Origin of the sequence: Nocardioides nitrophenolicus, assembly GCF_016907515.1 — a bacterium.
GTDB classification, from domain to species: Bacteria; Actinomycetota; Actinomycetes; order Propionibacteriales; family Nocardioidaceae; genus Nocardioides; species Nocardioides nitrophenolicus.
The window spans coordinates 69,625-89,564 of record NZ_JAFBBY010000001.1; the positions used below are offsets into that span (position 1 = coordinate 69,625).

At 68.5% G+C, this 19,940-nt stretch carries 13 protein-coding genes and 2 rRNA genes; 2 read left to right on the forward strand and 13 right to left on the reverse strand.

The features are described 5' to 3' along the window. Window positions 1-17: 17 nt before the first annotated feature. The 12 genes from JOD66_RS00360 to argC all read right to left on the reverse strand — a co-directional run bounded on the left by JOD66_RS00360 (window position 18) and on the right by argC (window position 14,945). Window positions 18-3,152 (reverse strand): 23S ribosomal RNA (locus JOD66_RS00360). 330 nt (window positions 3,153-3,482) lie between these two features. Beyond that, window positions 3,483-5,002 (reverse strand): 16S ribosomal RNA (locus JOD66_RS00365). The 16S and 23S rRNA genes sit together here, the layout of an rRNA operon. A gap of 390 nt (window positions 5,003-5,392) precedes the next feature. Then, a complete protein-coding gene (gene argH / locus JOD66_RS00370; RefSeq protein ID WP_204834991.1) occupies window positions 5,393-6,820 on the reverse strand; it encodes an argininosuccinate lyase in 1,428 nt (475 codons plus the stop codon). Between the two features lie 18 nt (window positions 6,821-6,838). Further along, window positions 6,839-7,306 carry an NUDIX hydrolase gene (locus tag JOD66_RS00375; protein ID WP_204834992.1) on the reverse strand — a complete coding sequence of 156 codons (468 nt, stop codon included), beginning with the start codon at window positions 7,304-7,306 and terminating at the stop codon, window positions 6,839-6,841. A gap of 1 nt (window position 7,307) precedes the next feature. Next, window positions 7,308-8,738 carry an argininosuccinate synthase gene (argG, locus tag JOD66_RS00380; protein WP_204834993.1) on the reverse strand — a complete coding sequence of 477 codons (1,431 nt, stop codon included), beginning with the start codon at window positions 8,736-8,738 and terminating at the stop codon, window positions 7,308-7,310. Next, window positions 8,735-9,265 carry an arginine repressor gene (locus JOD66_RS00385; protein ID WP_204834994.1) on the reverse strand — a complete coding sequence of 177 codons (531 nt, stop codon included), beginning with the start codon at window positions 9,263-9,265 and terminating at the stop codon, window positions 8,735-8,737. The genes argG and JOD66_RS00385 overlap by 4 nt, the downstream gene beginning before the upstream one ends. A 1-nt stretch (window position 9,266) precedes the next feature. Continuing rightward, window positions 9,267-10,193 (reverse strand): ornithine carbamoyltransferase, encoded by a 927-nt coding sequence (argF, locus tag JOD66_RS00390; RefSeq protein WP_204834995.1) that lies wholly within the window; start codon window positions 10,191-10,193, stop codon window positions 9,267-9,269. Beyond that, a complete protein-coding gene (locus JOD66_RS00395) occupies window positions 10,190-11,407 on the reverse strand; it encodes an acetylornithine transaminase (RefSeq protein ID WP_307823206.1) in 1,218 nt (405 codons plus the stop codon). Before JOD66_RS00395 ends, argF begins: the two co-directional genes overlap by 4 nt. Continuing rightward, on the reverse strand, window positions 11,404-12,330 hold the full coding sequence (argB, locus tag JOD66_RS00400; protein WP_204834996.1) for an acetylglutamate kinase: 927 nt from the start codon (window positions 12,328-12,330) through the stop codon (window positions 11,404-11,406). Before argB ends, JOD66_RS00395 begins: the two co-directional genes overlap by 4 nt. Continuing rightward, window positions 12,327-13,478, reverse strand: coding sequence for a bifunctional glutamate N-acetyltransferase/amino-acid acetyltransferase ArgJ (gene argJ, locus JOD66_RS00405; protein ID WP_204834997.1), 1,152 nt, complete (start codon window positions 13,476-13,478; stop codon window positions 12,327-12,329). Before argJ ends, argB begins: the two co-directional genes overlap by 4 nt. A gap of 19 nt (window positions 13,479-13,497) precedes the next feature. After that, window positions 13,498-13,902 (reverse strand): ACT domain-containing protein, encoded by a 405-nt coding sequence (locus tag JOD66_RS28860; protein WP_204834998.1) that lies wholly within the window; start codon window positions 13,900-13,902, stop codon window positions 13,498-13,500. Next, a complete protein-coding gene (argC, locus tag JOD66_RS00415; protein WP_204834999.1) occupies window positions 13,899-14,945 on the reverse strand; it encodes an N-acetyl-gamma-glutamyl-phosphate reductase in 1,047 nt (348 codons plus the stop codon). Before argC ends, JOD66_RS28860 begins: the two co-directional genes overlap by 4 nt. An 81-nt stretch (window positions 14,946-15,026) precedes the next feature. Between argC and JOD66_RS00420 the strand changes: the two genes are divergently transcribed. Beyond that, the gene (locus JOD66_RS00420; protein ID WP_204835000.1) at window positions 15,027-16,031 is read left to right on the forward strand and encodes an ATP-binding cassette domain-containing protein; all 1,005 of its coding nucleotides are present in this window, start codon (window positions 15,027-15,029) and stop codon (window positions 16,029-16,031) included. Continuing rightward, window positions 16,031-16,864 carry an ABC transporter permease gene (locus JOD66_RS00425; protein ID WP_204835001.1) on the forward strand — a complete coding sequence of 278 codons (834 nt, stop codon included), beginning with the start codon at window positions 16,031-16,033 and terminating at the stop codon, window positions 16,862-16,864. Before JOD66_RS00420 ends, JOD66_RS00425 begins: the two co-directional genes overlap by 1 nt. On the opposite strand, the gene JOD66_RS00430 is transcribed toward JOD66_RS00425, so the two are convergent. Then, on the reverse strand, window positions 16,861-19,782 hold the full coding sequence (locus tag JOD66_RS00430) for an ATP-binding protein (protein WP_372442382.1): 2,922 nt from the start codon (window positions 19,780-19,782) through the stop codon (window positions 16,861-16,863). The two genes, JOD66_RS00425 and JOD66_RS00430, sit on opposite strands and share 4 nt — an antisense overlap. Window positions 19,783-19,940 lie beyond the last annotated feature (158 nt).

A 19,940-nucleotide genomic window follows, 5' to 3' on the forward strand; every position in this document is an offset into this window, starting at 1 on the left:
GTGTGTTGGGGGTTTGTTGTGGCAAGTCTTCGGCCTATTAGTACCGGTCGGCTGGGCATTACTGCTGTACACCTCCGGCCTATCAACCCAGTGTTCTGCTGGGGGCCTTAACCCACAAAGGGGTGGGAAACCTCATCTTGAAACGTGCTTCCCGCTTAGATGCGTTCAGCGGTTATCACTTCCGAACGTAGCCAACCAGCCATGCACCTGGCGGTACAACTGGCACACCAGAGGTTCGTCCATCCCGGTCCTCTCGTACTAGGGACAGCCTTTCTCAAGTTTCCTACGCGCGCGGCGGATAGGGACCGAACTGTCTCACGACGTTCTAAACCCAGCTCGCGTGCCGCTTTAATGGGCGAACAGCCCAACCCTTGGGACCTACTCCAGCCCCAGGATGCGACGAGCCGACATCGAGGTGCCAAACCATCCCGTCGATATGGACTCTTGGGGAAGATCAGCCTGTTATCCCCGGGGTACCTTTTATCCGTTGAGCGACGACCCTTCCACTCGGAGTCGCCGGATCACTAGTTCCGACTTTCGTCCCTGCTCGACATGTCTGTCTCACAGTCAAGCTCCCTTGTGCACTTACACTCAACACCTGATTGCCAACCAGGCTGAGGGAACCTTTGAGCGCCTCCGTTACATTTTGGGAGGCAACCGCCCCAGTTAAACTACCCATCAGGCACTGTCCCTGAACCAGATCATGGCCCTAGGTTAGACATCTAGTACGACCAGAGTGGTATTTCAACGATGACTCCACCCCAACTGGCGTTGAGGCTTCACAGTCTCCCACCTATCCTACACAAGCCGAACCAAACACCAATGCCAAACTATAGTAAAGGTCCCGGGGTCTTTCCGTCCTGCCGCGCGTAACGAGCATCTTTACTCGTAGTGCAATTTCGCCGAGTCCATGGTTGAGACAGTAGGAAAGTCGTTACTCCATTCGTGCAGGTCGGAACTTACCCGACAAGGAATTTCGCTACCTTAGGATGGTTATAGTTACCACCGCCGTTTACTGGGGCTTAAATTCTGAGCTTCGACTTACGTCTAACCCGTCCTCTTAACCTTCCAGCACCGGGCAGGAGTCAGTCCGTATACATCGTCTTACAACTTCGCACGGACCTGTGTTTTTAGTAAACAGTCGCTTTCCCCTGGTCTCTGCGGCCTCCGGCGCTTCCCCAGCAAGTGGGTACACGCCTCGGGCCCCCCTTATCCCTAAGTTACGGGGGCATTTTGCCGAGTTCCTTAACCATGGTTGTCTCGATCGCCTCGGTATTCTCTACCTGATCACCTGAGTCGGTTTCGGGTACGGGCGGCTCATGGCTCGCTAGAGGTTTTTCTCGACAGCATAGGATCACCCACTTCGACCAAAAGGTCTCGGCATCACATCTCAGACTCACCCACCAAAGGGCTGGGACCCGGATTTGCCTAAGCCCCGTCCTACATGCTTACCCGCCGTCTACCATCGCGGCGGTTGGGCTACCTTCCTGTGTCACCCCATCGCTTGACTACTACCGGATCGGATCCCACGCTCCACACCAAGCCCTCACCCCGAAGGGATCAGTACGAGGTGCTTCGGGTGGTTAGCATCACCGGGCTCATCATGGGCGCCATTTCGCCGGTACGGGAATATCAACCCGTTGTCCATCGACTACGCCTGTCGGCCTCGCCTTAGGTCCCGACTTACCCAGGGCAGATTAGCTTGACCCTGGAACCCTTGATCAATCGGCGCACGGGTTTCTCACCCGTGATTCGCTACTCATGCCTGCATTCTCACTCGTGTCACATCCACACCTGGATCACTCCGGCGCTTCACCCGTGACACGACGCTCCCCTACCCAACCGTACCCCTGGACCACCATCAAGTAGTGGCCTGAGTTACATACGATTGCCATGGCTTCGGCGGATGGCTTGAGCCCCGCTACATTGTCGGCGCGGAATCACTTGACCAGTGAGCTATTACGCACTCTTTCAAGGGTGGCTGCTTCCAAGCCAACCTCCTGGTTGTCACTGCGACTCCACATCCTTTTCCACTTAGCCACCTCTTAGGGGCCTTAGCCGATGGTCTGGGCTGTTTCCCTCTCGACTATGAAGCTTATCCCCCACAGTCTCACTGCCACGCTCTCACTTACCGGCATTCGGAGTTTGGCTAACGTCAGTAACCTGGTAGGGCCCATCGGCTATCCAGTGCTCTACCTCCGGCAAGAAACACGCAACGCTGCACCTAAATGCATTTCGGGGAGAACCAGCTATCACGGAGTTTGATTGGCCTTTCACCCCTATCCACAGGTCATCCCCTCCATTTTCAACTGAAGTGGGTTCGGTCCTCCACGCCGTCTTACCGGCGCTTCAACCTGCCCATGGATAGATCACTCCGCTTCGGGTCTAGAACACGCGACTCAAACGCCCTATTCGGACTCGCTTTCGCTACGGCTACCCCACACGGGTTAACCTCGCCACGTATCGCTAACTCGCAGGCTCATTCTTCAAAAGGCACGCTGTCACCCTCTGCAACAAGTGCGCAGGCTCCAACGGATTGTAGGCACATGGTTTCAGGTACTATTTCACTCCCCGCCAGGGGTACTTTTCACCTTTCCCTCACGGTACTGGTCCGCTATCGGTCATCGAGGAGTATTTAGGCTTAACGGGTGGTCCCGCCAGATTCACACACCATTTCAGGGGTGGCGTGTTACTTGGGAAATGCTGAACACAGCCAAACACTATCGTCTACGGGGCTATCACCCGCTACGGCACCGCTTTCCAACGGACTTCGACCTCGCCTTTGGTTTCTTACTGCGCTCCACCACGGCAGCGATGGAAACAACACTCCCACAACCCCCACACCGCAACGCCTGCCGGCTATCACACGACATGGGTTTAGCCTCATCCGATTTCGCTCGCCACTACTCTCGGAATCACTTTTGTTTTCTCTTCCTACGGGTACTGAGATGTTTCACTTCCCCGTGTTCCCTCCACACACCCTATTTTATTCAGATGCGGGTAACTGGACATGACTCCAGCTGGGTTTCCCCATTCGGACATCCCCGGATCAACGCTCGGTTGCCAACTCCCCAGGGCATATCGCAGGCTCCAACGTCCTTCATCGGCTCTCGATGCCAAGGCATCCACCATGTGCCCTTAACAACTTGCCCACAACAAACCACCAACACACACAACAAACAAACACGCTGCAACAGTCAATGGCCACCGTCATGGAACAAACCAATTAAGAGAACACACAAAACAATCACGAAACAAACACTATATTAATGCTCGCGTCCACTATGAAGAAATCAAACAACCAGAAGCCAAACCAGCGCAACACCCCACACTCAGGGCGGGCGTCTGATGCCTCAGACACCCAACAGCGTGCCATACCTACCAACCAAGAAAACTCTCGGTCAACGATCGTTGCGTTCCACTATCCGAACACCCCATAACACGACAACACATTCGGCCATCGATGCGGGTGTGCTCCTTAGAAAGGAGGTGATCCAGCCGCACCTTCCGGTACGGCTACCTTGTTACGACTTCGTCCCAATCGCCAGCCCCACCTTCGACGGCTCCCCCCACAAGGGTTAGGCCACCGGCTTCGGGTGTTGCCGACTTTCGTGACGTGACGGGCGGTGTGTACAAGGCCCGGGAACGTATTCACCGCAGCGTTGCTGATCTGCGATTACTAGCGACTCCGACTTCATGGGGTCGAGTTGCAGACCCCAATCCGAACTGAGACCGGCTTTTTGGGATTCGCTCCCCCTCACGGGATCGCAGCCCTTTGTACCGGCCATTGTAGCATGCGTGAAGCCCTGGACATAAGGGGCATGATGACTTGACGTCATCCCCACCTTCCTCCGAGTTGACCCCGGCAGTCTCCCATGAGTCCCCGGCATAACCCGCTGGCAACATGGAACGAGGGTTGCGCTCGTTGCGGGACTTAACCCAACATCTCACGACACGAGCTGACGACAGCCATGCACCACCTGTACACCAGTATCAAAGAGACCCCCATCTCTGGGGGCTTCCGGTGTATGTCAAACCCAGGTAAGGTTCTTCGCGTTGCATCGAATTAATCCGCATGCTCCGCCGCTTGTGCGGGCCCCCGTCAATTCCTTTGAGTTTTAGCCTTGCGGCCGTACTCCCCAGGCGGGGCGCTTAATGCGTTAGCTACGGCACGGAACCCATGGAATAGGCCCCACACCTAGCGCCCAACGTTTACGGTGTGGACTACCAGGGTATCTAATCCTGTTCGCTCCCCACACTTTCGCTCCTCAGCGTCAGGTAATGCCCAGAGAACCGCCTTCGCCACCGGTGTTCCTCCTGATATCTGCGCATTTCACCGCTACACCAGGAATTCCATTCTCCCCTGCATACCTCTAGTCTGCCCGTATCGGAAGCAAGCACCGAGTTAAGCCCGGTGTTTTCACTCCCGACGCGACAAACCGCCTACGAGCCCTTTACGCCCAATAATTCCGGACAACGCTCGGACCCTACGTATTACCGCGGCTGCTGGCACGTAGTTGGCCGGTCCTTCTTCTGTACCTACCGTCACTTTCGCTTCGTCGGTACTGAAAGAGGTTTACAACCCGAAGGCCGTCATCCCTCACGCGGCGTTGCTGGATCAGGCTTCCGCCCATTGTCCAATATTCCCCACTGCTGCCTCCCGTAGGAGTCTGGGCCGTGTCTCAGTCCCAGTGTGACCGGTCACCCTCTCAGGCCGGCTACCCGTCAAAGCCTTGGTGAGCCATTACCTCACCAACAAGCTGATAGGCCGCGAGCACATCCCATGCCGAAAAAACTTTCCACCACCAACAGATGCCTATAGTGGTCGTATCCGGTATTAATCACCGTTTCCGGTGGCTATCCCAGAGCACAGGGCAGATTACTCACGTGTTACTCACCCGTTCGCCGCTCGAGTACCCCCGAAAGGGCCTTTCCGCTCGACTTGCATGTGTTAAGCACGCCGCCAGCGTTCGTCCTGAGCCAGGATCAAACTCTCCATAAGAAAATTCAAACCAAGCATTCAGACCTGCTGACAAACTGTCATCAGAATCATCATTGCCGAAAACACACACCCAACCCCCAAACGGAGATCAGATGCACACAAACGTCACAACAATCTATGCATGACACACTGTTGAGTTCTCAAACATCACACGCGCTCGCGCTTCGACCCTCTCGGGCCTCGGTCGCGGGGCAACCTGTGAAACATTAGTGGTTCGTGTCCGGCTCGTCAACTCCGGGCTAGCGGAGTGTCAGACTCGGTCTGAACCGTGCTGCGGGCGTAGCGAATCGCTCTTGTTTGGGGCCTTGCCCCGGAGGTTTTCGCTGCGTTCCCCGCAACGAGAAGAACATTAACAGCACACGTCCCCCTCGTTGCAAATCGGGGTGCCCCTCACCGTGCGGAGCGGGCCTCCAGAACGCGTTTGCGCAGGTCAGCGAGCTGTTCGGCGACGCGGACGGGGGCCGTGCCGCCACGTCCGTCGCGGGAGGCGACCGAGCCCTCGACCGTCAGCACGCTGCGTACGTCGGGTGTCAGGTGGGGCGAGATGGCCGCGAACTGCTCGTCGGTGAGCTGGTCGAGCTCGATGCCGCGTCCCTCGCACTCGCGCACGCAGGCGCCGGCGAGCTCGTGGGCGATCCGGAACGGGACGCCCTGCTTGACCAGCCACTCGGCGATGTCGGTGGCGAGCGAGAAGCCCTGGGGGGCCAGCTCCCCCATCCTGTCGGTGTCGAAGACGAGCGTGGCGATCTGGCCGGTGAACGCCGGGAGCAGCACCTCGAGGGTGTCGACGGAGTCGAAGACCGGCTCCTTGTCCTCCTGCAGGTCGCGGTTGTAGGCGAGCGGGAGGGCCTTGAGCGTGGTGAGCAGCCCGGTCAGGTTGCCGACCAGCCGGCCGGCCTTGCCGCGGGCCAGCTCGGAGATGTCGGGATTCTTCTTCTGCGGCATGATGCTCGACCCCGTCGACCAGGAGTCGTGGAGCGTGGCGAAGCCGAACTCCTTGGTCGCCCAGAGGATGACCTCCTCCGCGATCCGGCTGACGTCGATGCCGGTCTGCGCCGCGACGTAGGCGAACTCGGCGACGAAGTCGCGCGATGCGGTGCCGTCGATCGAGTTGGCCGTGGACCCGGTGAAGCCGAGCTCGCGGGCGACCAGCTCCGGGTCCAGGCCCAGGCTCTGGCCGGCCAGAGCCCCGGAGCCGTACGGCGAGTCGCCGGCCACCCGGCGCCGCCAGTCCCCCAGCCGCTCGACGTCACGCAGCAGCGCCCACGCGTGGGCGAGCAGGTGATGGGAGAGCAGCACGGGCTGGGCGTGCTGGAGATGGGTGCGGCCGGGCATGATCGCCGGTCCCCCGTCGACCGACGTCAGGTGCGCGTCCGCCTGGGCGGCGAGCGCGTCGACCAGGTCGAGCACCAGGCCCGCGACGGTGACCGAGTGGTCGAGCAGGTAGCAGCGGAAGAGCGTGGCGATCTGGTCGTTGCGCGAGCGCCCGGCACGGAGCTTGCCGCCGACGTCGGGGCCGACCTCCTCGATCAGCAGCCGCTCGAGAGCCCCGTGGACGTCCTCGTCGGACGGGTCGGGCCGCAGCGAGCCGTCGGTGAAGCGCTGGGCGAGCGCGTCGAGGCCTCGGTGCAGCTCGGCCTCCTCGTCGGCGGTGAGCAGGCCGGCGGCGCCGAGGGCCTTGGCGTGCGCGTGGGACCCGGCGATGTCGTAGAGCCCCAGCCTCCAGTCGAAGTGGGTGGAGCGCGAGAGGGCGTCCAGCTCCGGCGAGGGTCCGCCCTCGAAGCGTCCGCCCCACAGCTTGCCGGTGTTGGTGCTCATTGCGCTGTTCCGCTCCTGTCAGTCACGCCGGACGTGCGCGATCGCCGCCCGCATCTGGTCGATCAGCCGCGGATCCACCGCGCGGCCGTCGTGGTCGAGTTCGTCGGGGGTCCACCAGGCGGCGTCGAAGATCGACTGCGACTCCAGCTGGTCGAGCCCCTCAAAGCTGATGGGCGTCTCCTCGAGGGGGAGCGCGAACAACGTCGAGTCGTTGACGTAGTCGCGCCCGTCCCAGGAGAAGGACACCTCGAAGCCGCCGAACGGCTCCCCGAGCGCGTCCGGGGCGACGACGATGCCGGTCTCCTCGCGCAGCTCCCGGGCGCCGGCCTCGGCGTGGGACTCCCCCGGGTCGAGGGCGCCGCCGATGCTGAACCAGTAGCGCACCTCCGGCAGCGCCGGGTCGCAGCCGAGCAGCAGCAGGACCCTGCCCTCGCTGCTGACCGGCAGCACCCGCGCGACCGTGCGCCGCGTCGGCTCGTCGTGCACGTCAGTCGGTCCCGAGCTCCATGGCGACCTCCTCGAGGATCGCCTCGCCCTCGTCGCCGCCCTCCGGGTTGGCGGTGATCTGGTCGAAGCCACCGGCCGGCAGCTCGCCGAAGAGGGTGCCGTGCTCGACGAGGACGGTGCCCTGGTCGAGCGGCTGGCCGGCGTACGCCTCGAGCTTGGCGCGCGAGTCGGCGATGTCGAGGTTGCGCATGGTCAGCTGGCCGATCCGGTCGGTCGGGCCGAAGGCGGCGTTCTCGACGCGCTCCATGGAGAGCTTCTCGGGGTGGTAGGAGAAGTTGTCGCCCTCGGTGCGCAGGATCGTGTAGTCGTCGCCACGGCGCAGCCGCAGGGTGACGGTGCCGGTGACCAGCGAGGCGATCCAGCGCTGGATCGACTCGCGCAGCATCAGCGCCTGGGGGTCCAGCCAGCGGCCCTCGTAGAGCAGCCGGCCGAGCTTGCGACCCTCGAGGTGGTAGTTGGCGAGGGTGTCCTCGTTGTGGATCGCGTTCAGCAGTCGCTCGTACGCCGTGAACAGCAGCGCCATGCCCGGCGCCTCGTAGATGCCGCGGGACTTGGCCTCGATGATCCGGTTCTCGATCTGGTCGGACATGCCGAGACCGTGGCGTCCGCCGATGGCGTTGGCCTCCAGCACCAGGGCGACCGGGTCGTCGTAGCGCCGCCCGTTGAGGGCGACCGGGCGCCCCGCCTCGAAGCCGACCGAGACGTCCTCGGCCTCGATCGCGACGGACGGGTCCCAGAACTTCACGCCCATGATCGGCTCGACGGTCTCCAGCGAGACGTCGAGGTGCTCGAGCGTCTTGGCCTCGTGGGTGGCGCCCCAGATGTTGGCGTCGGTGGAGTACGCCTTCTCGGTGGCGTCGCGGTAGGGCAGGCCGTGGGCGACCAGCCACTCGCTCATCTCGTGGCGACCGCCGAGCTCGTCGACGAAGGCCGCGTCGAGCCACGGCTTGTAGATGCGCAGCTCCGGGTTGGCCATCAGGCCGTAGCGGTAGAACCGCTCGATGTCGTTGCCCTTGTACGTCGAGCCGTCGCCCCAGATGTTGACGTCGTCGGCCTGCATGGCGCGGACCAGCATGGTGCCGGTGACGGCGCGGCCCAGCGGTGTGGTGTTGAAGTAGGCCTTCGCACCCGAGCGGATGTGGAAGGCGCCGCACGCCAAGGCGGCCAGGCCCTCCTCGACCAGCTGGGGCTTGATGTCGACGGCGCGGGCGATCTCGGCGCCGTACTGCTTCGCACGCGCGGGGACACCGGCGATGTCGGGCTCGTCGGGCTGGCCGATGTCGGCGGTGTAGGTGCACGGGATCGCACCCTTGTCACGCATCCACGCCACCGCGACGGAGGTGTCGAGGCCGCCGGAGAAGGCGATGCCGACGCGCTCTCCCTGGGGAAGGGAGGTCAGGACCTTGCTCAACTCTGTGAATCCTTTCGGGTGTCGCCCTCGGCGAGTGCGGTGAACTTGTGGGCCAGGGCGTCTCCCCCGGCGGGATCGCGCCCGATCACGAGCACAGTGTCGTCCCCGGCGATGGTCCCGAGCACGTCGGCGAGCTCGACCTTGTCGATCGCGCTGGCCAGGAACTGGGCGGCGCCGGGCGGGGTGCGCAGCACCACCAGGTTGGCGCTGGCCTCCGCGCTGACCAGTAGCTCCGAGGCCAGCCGCGACAGGCGGTGCTGGGAGGCGGCGCTCTCCCCCGTCACCGGGGAGCGGTCGCCGCCCTCCGCGGGGACGGCGTACACGAGGGCGCCGGAGGCGGAGCGGACCCGGACCGCGTCGAGCTCGACCAGGTCGCGGCTCAGCGTGGCCTGGGTGACGTGCACGCCCCGGGCGCCCAGCAGGTCGGCGAGCTCGGGCTGGGAGCGCACCTCGCGGGTCTCCAGGAGCTCGACGACGATCGCCTGCCGGGCGCTCTTCGTCATCGGGGTCAGGGCGTGCTCGCTCATGTCAGGACCGCTTGCCCTCGAGCCAGGTCAGGATCGCCTTCTGGGCGTGGCGGCGGTTCTCGGCCTCGTCCCACACCACGCTCCGCGGCCCGTCGAGGACCTCGGCGGCGATCTCCATGCCGCGGTACGCCGGCAGGCAGTGCATCACGATCGCGTCGGGCCGCGCGGCCGCCACCAGGTCGGGCGTCACGGACCACGGGCCGAACACGGCGCGTCGGGCGTCGCGCTCGTCCTCCTTGCCCATCGAGACCCAGGTGTCGGTGATGACGATGTCGGCCCCGGTGACCGCCTCACGCGGATCGGTGACCGCGCGCGCCGAGCCGCCGGTGGCCGCACCGATCTCGCCGGCGCGGGCGAACATGTCGGCGGAGGGGACGTAGCCCTCGGGGCCGCTGATCCGGAGGTGCATCCCGGCGGTGGCGCCGGCGAGCACCCAGGAGTTGCCCATGTTGCAGGCGCCGTCGCCGAGGAAGGCGGCCGTCAGGCCGGCCAGCTCGCCCTTGTGCTCGCGGATGGTGAGCAGGTCGGCGAGCAGCTGGCAGGGGTGGAAGTCGTCGGTGAGCGCGTTGACCACGGGCACTCCCGAGGCGGCCGCCATCTCGTCGAGGCTGGCCTGGGCATAGGTCCGCCACACGATCTGGGCCGCCTGGCGGCCCAGGACCCGGGCGACGTCGGCGACCGACTCCCGCTTGCCGATGCCCGCGAGCGTGCCGTCGACCAGCATCGGGTGCCCGCCGAGCTCGGCGATGCCGGCCGCGAACGACGCCTGGGTGCGCAGGGTCGGCTTGTCGAAGATCATCGCGACCGTGCGCGGGCCGGCCAGCGGCCGGTGGTCGTAGGGCTCGGCCTTGAGCTTGGCCGCGAGGTCGAGGACCTCGGCCTGCTCGGCCGGGGTGAGGTCGTCGTCGCGGAGGAACGAGCGGGTCATGCGGTCACTCCTGACGGGTCGATGACATGGTCGAGGATCGCCGGCCAGGCCGCCGCGAAGGCCGCGACGTCGGCGTCGGGCAGGTTGAGCGGCGGGGCCATCCGCACCCGCTCGGGGGTGGCGGCGTTGACGAGGAAGCCGGCGTCCTGCGCGGCGGTGACCACCTCGGCGGCCTTGGGCTCGGCGAGGGTCAGCCCGATCAGCAGGCCCTCGCCACGGGTCTCGGTGACCCGCGGGTCGGCGGCCGCGGCCGCACGCAGCGCGGCACCCTGGGCGCACGCGTGGGCGAGCAGGTCCTCCTCGGCGATCACGTCGAGCACGGCGAGCGCGGCGGCCGCGGCCACCGGGTTGCCGCCGAAGGTGGTGCCGTGGTTGCCGGGGTCGAACAGCTTGCCGGCGCCGTGGGTCGCGAGGCAGGCGCCGATCGGGATGCCGCCGGCCAGGCCCTTCGCGAGGGTCACGATGTCGGGGGTGACGGGCGCATCCACGAGGGCCGGGTTCTGGTGGGCGAACCAGGTGCCCGTGCGGCCGACGCCGGTCTGGATCTCGTCGAGCCACAGCAGGGCCCCGTTCTCGTGGGCGATCCGCTGGGCCGCCGGGAGGTAGTCGCGGGGCGGCACGATGACGCCCGCCTCCCCCTGCACCGGCTCGACCAGCACGGCCGCCGTGTCGCGGTCGACGGCGGCCTCGAGGGCCGCGCTGTCGCCGTACGGGACGAAGACGACGTCGCCCGGGAGCGGCTCGAACGGCTCGCGGTAGGCGAGCTTGGAGGTGAGCGCGAGCGCGCCCATCGTGCGTCCGTGGAAGGAGCCCTCGGTGGCGACGATCTTGGTGCGACCGGTACGCCGGGTGAGCTTGAACGCGGCCTCATTGGCCTCGGCGCCGGAGTTGGTGAAGAAGACCCGGGCCTCGGTGCCCAGCAGCGAGACCAGCCGCTCCGCGAGGGTGATCTGGGGGGCGCTGGCGAAGAAGTTCGAGATGTGGCCCAGCGTCTGCAGCTGCTCGGTGACGGCGGCGACCAGGCGCGGGTGGCCGTGGCCGAGGGCGTTGACGGCGATGCCGCCGAGCAGGTCGACGTACTCCCGGCCGTCGGCGTCCCAGACGTGGGCGCCCTCACCCTTCACCAGCACGGTCTTGGGCGGGCCGAAGGTGTTCATCAGCGCGCCGGCGTAGCGCTCGGTCCACTCCCGGTTGTCGGGGTTCGTGGCGGTCACTTGAGGGCCTCCCGGGCCTTGCGGGTCTTGGTGGTGACGCCGGGCAGCACCTGGGTGCCGACGCCCTCGTCGGTGAACAGCTCGAGCAGGACGGCGTGCGCCTGGCGCCCGTCGACGACGGTCGCGCGCTTCACCCCGTCGCGCACGGCCTGCAGACAGGCGCTCATCTTCGGGATCATGCCGCTGGCCAGCGACGGGAGGATCTCCTCCAGCGCCTCGGGGCTGATCTCGCCGATCACCTCCTCGGGGTCCGGCCAGTCCAGGTAGAGGCCCTCGACGTCGGTGAGCACGAGCAGCTTCTCGGCCCCGAGCGCGGCGGCCAGGGAGGCGGCGGCGGAGTCGGCGTTCACGTTGTGGACGACGCCGTCGATGTCGGGCGCGACGCTGGACACGACGGGGATCCGGCCGGCCTCGATCAGGTCGAGGACCGCCTCGGGGCGGACCTTGGCCACCTCGCCGACCAGGCCGAGGTCGACCTCCTCGCCGTCGACGACGGTGCCGGTCTGCTCGGCGGTGAACAGCCCGGCGTCCTCACCCGACAGCCCGACCGCGAGCGGGCCGTGCTCGTTGATCAGGCCGACCAGCTCACGCTGGACCTGGCCCACGAGGACCATGCGTACGACGTCCATCGCCTCGGGCGTGGTGACCCGCAGGCCGCCGCGGAACTCGGACTCGATGCCGAGCCGGTCGAGCATGGTGGAGATCTGCGGCCCGCCGCCGTGGACGACGACGGGGCGGAAGCCCGCGAAGCGGAGGAACGCGATGTCCTCGGCGAAGGCGCGCTTGAGTGCCTCGTCGGTCATGGCGTTGCCGCCGTACTTAATCACCACGACCTTGCCGTGGTAGGCCTTCAGCCAGGGCAGCGCGCCGGCGAGGGTCTCGGCCTTGAACGGGTCGGGCTTTCCGGGGGCTTCGAGGTTCATGAGGAGTAGGCGCTGTTCTCGTGGACGTAGGCGTGGGTGAGGTCGTTGGTCCAGACGGTCGCCTCGGCGGCGCCGGACTTCAGGTCGATGGTGACGCTGACCTGCCGGGCGGACAGGTCGACGAGGGCGGGGTCCTCGGCGGGGGTGCTGTTGCGGCACACCCAGACGCCGTTCATCGCGACGTCGAGGTCGGCCGGGTCGAAGGCGGCGCCCGTCGTACCGACGGAGGCGAGGACCCGGCCCCAGTTGGGGTCCTTGCCGAAGACGGCGGCCTTGAACAGGTTGCTCCGCGCGACGCTGCGACCGACCTCGACCGCGTCGTCCTCGGTGGCCGCGTTGACGGTGGTGATCGCGATCTCGTGGTCGGCGCCCTCGGCGTCGGCGAGCAGCTGGATCGCCAGCGAGCGGCAGGCCTCGGTGAGCGCGGCGGTGAAGTCGGCGAGGTCGGGCGTCACGCCGGAAGCGCCGCTCGCGAGGAGGGTGACCGTGTCGTTGGTGGACTGGCAGCCGTCGGAGTCGAGCCGGTCGAAGGAGACCCGGGTCGCGGCCCGCAGGGCGGCGTCGAGGTCGGCGGCGGGTACGACGGCGTCGGTCGTGATCACGACCAGCATGGTGGCGAGCGCCGGGGCGAGCATGCCCGCACCCTTGGCCATGCCACCGATGGACCAGCCGTCGCCCTGGACCACGACCTGCTTCGACACGGTGTCGGTGGTCATGATCGCCTCGGCCGCCTCGGGGCCGCCGTCGGCGGAGAGCCGCGCGTGGACGGTGGCGACGCCGTCGAGCAGGGTCTGGCGGTCGTTGACCAGGCCGATCAGGCCGGTCGAGCACACCACGACGTCGCCGGCGGCGATGCCGACCAGCTCGCCGACCTTCTCGGCGACCTGGTGGGTGGTCTGGAAGCCCTCGGGCCCGGTGTAGCAGTTGGCGCCGCCGGAGTTGAGGACGACGGCGCGCACGACGCCGTCCTTGACGACCTGCTCGCTCCACAGCACCGGGTTGGCCTTGCAGCGGTTGCTGGTGAAGACCGACGCGGAGTCGGAGGTGGGGCCGGTGTTGACGACGAGGGCGAGGTCCTTGTTGCCGCTGGACTTCAGGCCGATCGCGGCGCCGGCGGCGACGAAGCCGGCGGGGTGGGTGATGCTCATGCTCTTCCTTCGGGACGGTTCAGGCGGGGACGGCCGGGGCGACGGTGTGCCCCGATCGTCGCCAGGCCTCCTCGGCCTGGTCGGCCATCCCGGTCGGCACCAGGATCCAGTCGGTGTCGAAGGTGGAGAGCGTGAAGACCGGGATCTCGGCCTCGGCCAGCGGCGCGAGCAGCGCGACCAGGATGCCGACGGCGGACAGGTCCAGCTCGCCGTCGACGCAGAACGCGGTGAGCGGCTTGTGGTGGCGCGCCTTCTTGGGGACGCTGCGCCCCGCGCAGACCAGCGAGGTCTCGGTCGCCGTCGCCGTGATCGAGAAGACCGACGACGACTCCGCCCACAGCGGGATCTCGGCGCCCGCGGCGAGCCGGACGACGGCGAGGGTCTCGGGGTAGCGGGACAGGGAGTAGCTGCTCTGCTCGGTCACGGGGCCAGTCCTACCGTGCTCAGGCCCGTGGTCTCGTCGAGTCCCAGGGCGAGGTTCATGCACTGCACGGCGGCGCCGGCGGTGCCCTTCGCGAGATTGTCGATGGCGCCGACCGCGACCAGCCGACCGGCGGCCTCGTCGACGGCGACCTGGAGGTGGACCGCGTTGGAGCCGAGCACCGCCTGGGTCTGCGGCCACTGGCCGGCGGGCAGCACGTGGACGAAGGGCTCGTCGGCGTACGCCTTGACGTAGGTGGCGTGCGCCTCCTCCGCGGTGACCGGGCCGGCGAGCGGCGCGGAGCAGGTGGCGAGGATGCCGCGCGCCATCGGCACCAGCAGCGGGGTGAAGCTGACCGTGACCTCGGCGTCGGTCAGCCGGCCGAGGTTCTGGGTGATCTCGGGGGTGTGGCGGTGCACCCCGCCGACGCCGTAGGCACTCGTGTTGCCCATCAGCTCGCTGCCGAGCAGGTGGGCCTTGGCGGCCTTGCCGGCGCCGCTCGCGCCGGAGGCGGCGACCACCACCACGTCGGGTACGACGAGCCCGGCGGCCACGGCGGGCGCCAGGGCGAGCGAGGAGATGGTCGGGTAGCAGCCGGGCACGGCGACCCGCTTCGCGCCCTGGAGCGCGGCCCGGTTGCCGGGGAGCTCGGGCAGGCCGTAGGGCCAGGTGCCGGCGTGGGCGCTGCCGTAGAAGCGCTCCCACGCGGCCGCGTCCTCGAGCCGGAAGTCGGCGCCGCAGTCGACCACGACGACCTCGGGGTTCCGCGCGGTGAGCTCCTCGGCGAGCGGGCCGGACTGGCCGTGGGGCAGCCCGAGGAAGACCACGTCGTGACCCGCGAGCACCTCGACCGTGGTCGGCTCGAGGACCCGCTCGGCGAGCGGCAGCAGGTGGGGCTGGAGGGCACCGAGGCGCTCCCCCGCGTTGCTGCCCGCGGTGACCGCTCCGATCTCGACCCCGGGGTGGCCCAGCAGCAGCCGCAGCACCTCACCCCCGGCGTACCCACTGGCGCCGGCGACGGCGACCCTCACCTTGCTCATATGCATGAACATACAGGGTCCTGCATGAAACCGCTAACGCGGCCCGCTGAAACCGGAGTGAAAGCGGGGACCGGCACGCTCGGCGCCATGAACGACATCCTCCACCCTCCCACCGGGGGACGCGAGCTCGCGGTCGACGCCACCGGTCTGGTGAAGACCTTCGGCAGCTTCCGCGCGGTCGACGGGATCGACCTCCAGGTCGCGCGCGGCGAGGTCTTCGGCGTGCTCGGACCGAACGGCGCCGGGAAGACCACCACCCTGTCCATGCTCGCGACCCTGCTCCCCATCGACGCGGGCCGGGCCAGCATCTTCGGCGTCGACGTCGCGAGCGAGCCGCACCGCGTGCGCCAGCTGCTCGGCGTCACCGGCCAGTACGCGTCGGTCGACGAGAACCTGACCGCGACCGAGAACCTGGTGCTCTTCGCCCGACTGCTCGGGCACCGTCGGCAGGGGGCGTACCGGATCGCCGCCGACCTGCTGGAGCGCTTCGGCCTGACCGAGGCCGCGACCCGCCAGATCAAGAACTTCTCGGGCGGCATGCGGCGCCGGCTCGACCTGGCCGCCTCCCTCATCGCCCGCCCGCCGCTGATCTTCCTCGACGAGCCGACCACCGGGCTCGACCCACGCACCCGCGGCCAGATGTGGGACACCATCCGCGAGCTGGTCGCGCAGGGCTCGACCATCCTGCTCACCACGCAGTACCTCGACGAGGCCGACCAGCTCGCCGACCGGATCGCGGTCATCGACGCGGGGCGCAAGGTCGCCGAGGGCACGCCGGAGCAGCTCAAGTCCGGGGTCGGCTCCTCGACCCTCCACCTGCGCCTGGCCGAGCGCGAGCACACCGCCGCGGCCGCCGCCGTCGTCGAGCGGACCCTCGGCGAGGCGCCGGTGCTCACGCCCGAGGCCGGCGGGCTCAACGTGGCACTGACCCACGCCGACCAGGCCGGCGACGTGCTCATCGCGTTGCGCCAGGCCGAGCTGTCGATCACCGCCGCGGCGGTGCGCCAGCCGACGCTCGACGAGGTGTTCCTGGCGCTGACCGGGCACCACAGCGAGCCCCAGGACCACGACCAGAGCGAGGAGGTGGCGTGATGACCACGCTCATCGACCCCCACCCGGCGCCCGCCGTACCGCTGACGCCGACCGGGCTGCCGGCCCGGCCCACCCTGCGCGACACCGTCGACCAGACCCTGGCGATGGCGTGGCGGGCGACCAAGAAGATGCGCCGCAACCCGGAGCAGTTCTTCGACGTCACCATCCAGCCGCTGCTGTTCACGGCGATGTTCGCCTACGTCTTCGGCGGCGCGATCTCCGGGAGCGTCACGGACTACCTGCCGCTGATCATCCCCGGGATCCTGGCCCAGACCGCGCTCACCTCCTGCATGGCGATGGGCACCCAGCTGCGCGAGGACATGGACAAGGGCGTCTTCGACCGCTTCCGGTCGCTGCCGATCGCCCGGATCGCCCCGCTCGCGGGACCGGCGCTGGCCGACGTCATCCGCTACATGATCGCCGCGACCCTGACCATCCTGGTCGGCCTGGCGATGGGCTACCGCCCCGGCGGCGGCGTGCCCGGCGTCCTCGGCGGCTGGCTGCTCACGATCGTCGCCGCCTGGTCGCTGGCCTGGATCTTCACCTGGCTCGGCACCGTCGCCCGCTCGGCGCAGGCGGTGCAGGGCATCTCGATGATGATCATGTTCCCGCTGACCTTCCTGTCCAACGCCTTCGTGCCCGCGGACTCGCTGCCCGGCTGGCTCGAGGCGTTCGTGAAGGTGAACCCGGTCTCGCACGTCGTCACGGCCTGCCGCGACCTGATCAACGAGGGCCAGGTCACCGCCGAGGTCGGCTGGGCGCTGCTCGGCTGCGCGGCGGTGGTGGCGATCTTCGCGCCGCTGGCGGTGCGGTCGTACGCCCGGAAGGTCTAGAGCACCGGGGGCGGTCCGAACAGCCGCCCGACGACGTCGCGGACCTCGTCCAACAGGTCGAGCCCGCGGCGCTCGTCGTACGTCGCGTCGACCGCGGCGAGCAGGCCCGGGCGCCGCTCCTCGGCCAGCGTGACGACGTGGGACCAGTCGAGGGTCGGGATGAAGCGCGGTGAGGCACAGCGCGCGGCGAGGACCAGCAGCCGGATGGCGTCCTCGTCGGCCAGGGCGCGCTTGCGCAGGCCCCACAGGCCGATGGCGTGGAGCAGCAGCCCGACGACGGGGATGTCGACGAATCCCGGCTCCCGGCCGAGCACCCGCGGGGCGGCGGCGGTCAGCCAGGAGTACAGGTCGGCTCCGTCGTCGTCGCGGCCGTGGGCGGACAGCGCCACCGCCGCGACGCCGTTGCCGTAGATGGTCCACGGCGCCAGGTCGGCGTCGCGACCCATCCCGGGGAAGCGGAGCGCGCTCATCGTGGTCGCCGCCCGGCGCACCAGCCGACAGCCTTCCTCGACCTCGCCCCGGGCGAAGGCGATCTCGGCGCGGGTGGCCAGGACGGTGCCCTCGGTGCCGAGACTGCCGGCGTGGTCGACGCCGGCGTACGCCGTCACCTCGTCGAGCGCGCGCTCGGCCGCGTCGGGGTCACCGCGCACCAGCGCGGCCACCGCCGACACGGTCAGGGTCTGCAGGGCGTCCTCGCGCGCGCCGAGGCGGGCCAGGACCGGCCCGGCAGCCCGGGCGTGCGGCTCCGCGCGGTCGACCTGGCCGAGCTGGCTGTAGAGACCGGCGAGCTGGGTGTGCAGCACCGCTCGGCTCCACGGCCCCACGTCGTCGGTCACCACCTCCAGCGCCTCCTCGGCGGCGTCGATGGCGCCCTCGATGTCACCGGCGTTCTCGCGGGCGTGGCTGGTCCACTGGAGGGCGACGCCGCGGATCATCGGGTCGGACGAGTCGAGCCCGGCGACCTCCCCGAGCCCGGCGGTGGCGTCATGAGCGTTGCCGGCGTCGCGCGCCCCGAGGACGACCGTGACGACGGCCGCGATCCGCGGGCTCGTCGTACCGGGGCCGAGCGCGGCGAGCCGGGCATGCACGTCGGCGAGGACGTCGAGCTGGGCGATCCAGGAGTTGACCAGGGTCAGCGCCAGCGCGGCCCGGGCCTGGTCGACCCGCTCGGGGCCGGGCTCGTAGTCGGCGACGGCGGCGGCCAGCGGCTCGCAGAGCATGATCACCCGGGCGTGCTCGCCGCGGATGCTCCAGAAGCCGCCGAGCAGCGCCATCAGCGCGACCACGGCGTCGGGGTCCGGCGCGGCCAGGGCCTTGCGCAGCGCGTCGGCGAGATTGCCCTCCTCGACCGCGACGGCGTCGATGGTGACGACCTGGTCGCGGGAGAAGAGGGCGGCGCCGTGGCGGTCGGCGAAGGCGACCGCCCACGCCTGGTGGGCGGCCTGGGCCTCGGCCTGCTCCCCCGCGTCGACGAGCTGCATCCGGCCGAACTCTCGGACGGTCTCGAGCATGCGGTAGCGCAGCGGCTCCCCGGCCCCGGGATCGAGCACGGTGAGCAGGGACTGGGCGACCAGCTCCTCGACGGAGGCCAATGCGTCCGCGCCGAGCAGCCGCTCGGCGGCCTCGAGGGTGAACCCGTCCTGGAAGACCGAGAGCCGGCGCAGGCCGCGGCGGTCGCGCTCGGCCAGCAGGTTCCAGGACCAGTCGATGACGGCGAGCAGGGTCTGGTGCCGGTCGGGAGCGCTGCGGTCGCCACCGCGGAGCAGCGCGAACCGGTTCTCCAGCCGGGCCGCGATGTCGGGGACGGACATCGCGCGCACCTTCACCGCGGCCAGCTCGATCGCGAGGGGCAGGCCGTCGAGGCGCTCGACCACCTCGTCGACCGCGTCATCCGGCAGCACCACACCGGGCCGGGCCGCGAGGGCCCGCTGGCGGAAGAGGTCGGCGGCGTCGGCGCGGTCGAGCCGGCGCAGCTCGAAGACGTGCTCGGCGGCGATGGCCAGCGGGGCGCGGGTGGTGGTGAGCACCCGCAGCGACGGCGTCACCGCGACCAGGAAGGCGACCAGGTCGGCGACGGCCTCGACGAGGTGCTCGCAGTTGTCGAGGACCAGCAGGGTCGGGGCCTGGTCGAGCTGCTGGGCGATCCGGGACCGGATGTCGCGCAGCTGCGCGGGGGTCAGCCCGTGTCGACTGCTCAGCGAGTCGCGGACGCCGAGCGCCGAGCCGACCTCGGCGACGACGTCGGCCGGGTCCACGACACCCACCAGCTCGACCACGTGGACCACCGGCTGGTCGGCCTCGGCCGCCACCAGCTGGGCCAGCCGGGTCTTGCCGAGACCACCGGGCCCCAGGATCGACACCACCCGATGGGAGCCGACCAGCGCGCGCAGCCGGGCGAGATCGTCGGTGCGGCCCACCAGGCTGCTGGCGTAGTGGGCCAGGCCGGAGCGGACCGGCCGGTCGAGGAGCAGCAGCTCGTGGTGGAGCGCCTGCAGCTCCGGCGCCGGGTCGATGCCGAGGCGATCGGCCAGCCGGGAGCGATGGTCCTCGTAGCGGGTCAGCGCAGCGGGCACGCCCCGGACCGCGGCCTCGCTGCGCAGCAGGGCGGCGAAGGCGAGGTCGTCGCCGGCGGTGCGGTCGGTGCCGTCGGCGCCCGCCGCGGCGAGCAGCGGCAGCGCCTCGTCGTGGCGGCCCAGCGCGGAGAGGACGCGGCCGGCGAGCACCGGATCCGCGCCGAGCTGGGGCAGGTACGCCGCGGCCTCGCTCCACGCCCCCGCGGCCGCTGCCCGGCGCGCGGCCTCGACCGCCTGGTCGCTCGCCCACACGTCGACGTCACCGGTGTCGAGGGCGAGCCGGTAGCCGTGTCCGGCCCGTTCCACGACCCCGGGCGCGGTCGCCGCCCGGGCCCGGGAGACCACGACCTGCAGCGCCTTGGTCGGGCTGGCCGGCGGCTCGGCACCCCAGATCGCGTCGATCAGGGACTGCTCGCCGACGGTCTTGCCGCGGGCCTCGGCGAGCGTCGCGAGCAGGGTGCGCGTCCGCTCGCCCGGAACGGGTACGCCGTCCCAGGTGACCT